The sequence below is a fragment of the Coprococcus sp. AF51-11b1 genome (assembly GCF_027682785.1).
GTDB classification, from domain to species: Bacteria; Bacillota; Clostridia; order Lachnospirales; family Lachnospiraceae; genus Allocoprococcus; species Allocoprococcus comes.
Map to the genome: position 1 here is coordinate 1 of NZ_JAQCZB010000038.1, position 1,486 is coordinate 1,486.

The following is a 1,486-nucleotide window of genomic DNA, read 5'->3' on the forward strand; positions in this document are numbered from 1 at the left end:
TATAAATATATTCTTCTGGTGTAGGGCGTTTATTCCCAAAATACTTTTTGAAATTTGCCTGCACCTCTGGGTCGGTGCTATTCATAGCTTCATCAATCGTAGCTTCAATATCCGCCCGAACATCAGCCAATGATACACCGCCAGCTTTTGCACCAGCTTTCAATGCCTTTTTTATATCTCTTTTGTTCAGTCCTATCATATTCATACCTCAATTCTACTTTTTAAAGCTAATAAGTTTTCCGTTGTATTTTACAATGATGAATATGATATAAAACACTCCTACAACAATCAAAATAAGACCTATGTAATAGCCTAATTCAGAATGAGAGATTAAATTGATAATCGGCATAACAAGAATACCAATACTAACCAGTAAAGTGCCTATTCCTATTTTTTTTGTAAACACCTTTTTATCTTTAGGGTCAAGTTGTGTATAATGATAACCATGTAATAAAGTAATATTCTCTTTTATACCTATTTGATAAGATGTAAAAAGTAAAAACAATCCTATAACTATTTCAACAATCAATTCCTCTAATTCCATAATCGTTCTCTCCTTTAATCAAAATAAAATAATTCTTCAAATTTTTTATCTAAAGCTATACAAAGCACTAATGCCAATTTTGCTGTTGGATTAAATTGTCCAGTTTCAATAGAACTAACTGTATTCCGAGAAACCCCGACTAGTTCAGCTAATTCTGTTTGTGATAATTTTTTTTCTTTTCGTACAGTTTTTAATCTGTTTCGCAAAATTAAATGTTCGTCCATTCTATAAACCTATCATTAAAAATTTATAAAAGTAATACCCCATAAATAGAAGAAAGAATAAAGCAATAACAAATTTGGATTTATTTTTTGAAATATGTGCTTCATAACCCATAGAGCCAAATGCCACAGACCCAATAATTGTCATTATATCATAGTAAGGTTCTTTACAAACTGCTTTAATGAAAAGAATTAAAATGCAGATAAATAAAACAAACATTAAGCCAAAAGATTTCCCTTGAAGTTTAATATGTTTTTCGTATTCATCAAGATATAGATTCTCTTTTTTGTTTTGTGATAGTATTTTTTCTTTATCCATTATATAACGCTCCCTTCAAATAATACCAAGTACACTTGTCATTTATATTATAGCATTCGGTCATTACAAGTCAATATTTTTGCACAGTTTTCTTGTCGTTTTGTAAAAGCGTGCAAATCTGATAGGAAATGCACGCTATATCATTTATCCTACAATCTTCCAGTTACTATCCTTATGTAGCACAAGCTCATACTGCGATACCTGCGTCGCTTTTGTCTGATTATCAATGAATTTTACCGCAACCTTGACTTTCACATTGTCGCCGTCCTTTATAAAGATAGGGTTTACCAGTTCAGAATAAATGTAGTCCCTGCCGATAGGTTCAATCACATTTCCCAATACATAGTAAGCAAGCTCTTTTTCCGTCGCTGTTGGGTACAGCTTAAAGAATGTTTCCAGAAA

General features: G+C 31.5%; 5 protein-coding genes. All 5 read right to left on the bottom strand.

Features of this window, described 5'->3' with window-relative positions; all coding sequences use genetic code 11:
• The coding region (locus PGY05_RS16465) for a hypothetical protein (RefSeq protein ID WP_118753775.1) at positions 1-199 on the bottom strand (199 nt) is incomplete at its 3' end.
• A gap of 15 nt (positions 200-214) precedes the next feature.
• On the bottom strand, positions 215-544 hold the full coding sequence (locus PGY05_RS16470; protein ID WP_003061243.1) for a DUF3784 domain-containing protein: 330 nt from the start codon (positions 542-544) through the stop codon (positions 215-217).
• Between the two features lie 14 nt (positions 545-558).
• On the bottom strand, positions 559-768 hold the full coding sequence (locus PGY05_RS16475; RefSeq protein ID WP_007286202.1) for a helix-turn-helix transcriptional regulator: 210 nt from the start codon (positions 766-768) through the stop codon (positions 559-561).
• Between the two features lies 1 nt (position 769).
• Positions 770-1,084, bottom strand: a complete 315-nt coding sequence (locus tag PGY05_RS16480) for a DUF6442 family protein (protein ID WP_055267761.1) — start codon at positions 1,082-1,084, stop codon at positions 770-772.
• 144 nt (positions 1,085-1,228) lie between these two features.
• Positions 1,229-1,486 (bottom strand): conjugal transfer protein (locus PGY05_RS16485; protein ID WP_270476356.1); only part of this gene is annotated, 258 nt, incomplete at its 5' end.

Excerpts from the sequence above, each read along its gene's own strand:
- PGY05_RS16480 (WP_055267761.1), bottom strand. The coding sequence starts at position 1,084 with ATGGATAAAGAAAAAATACTATCACAAAACAAAAAAGAGAATCTATAT.
- PGY05_RS16475 (WP_007286202.1), bottom strand. The coding sequence starts at position 768 with ATGGACGAACATTTAATTTTGCGAAACAGATTAAAAACTGTACGAAAA.
- PGY05_RS16470 (WP_003061243.1), bottom strand. The coding sequence starts at position 544 with ATGGAATTAGAGGAATTGATTGTTGAAATAGTTATAGGATTGTTTTTA.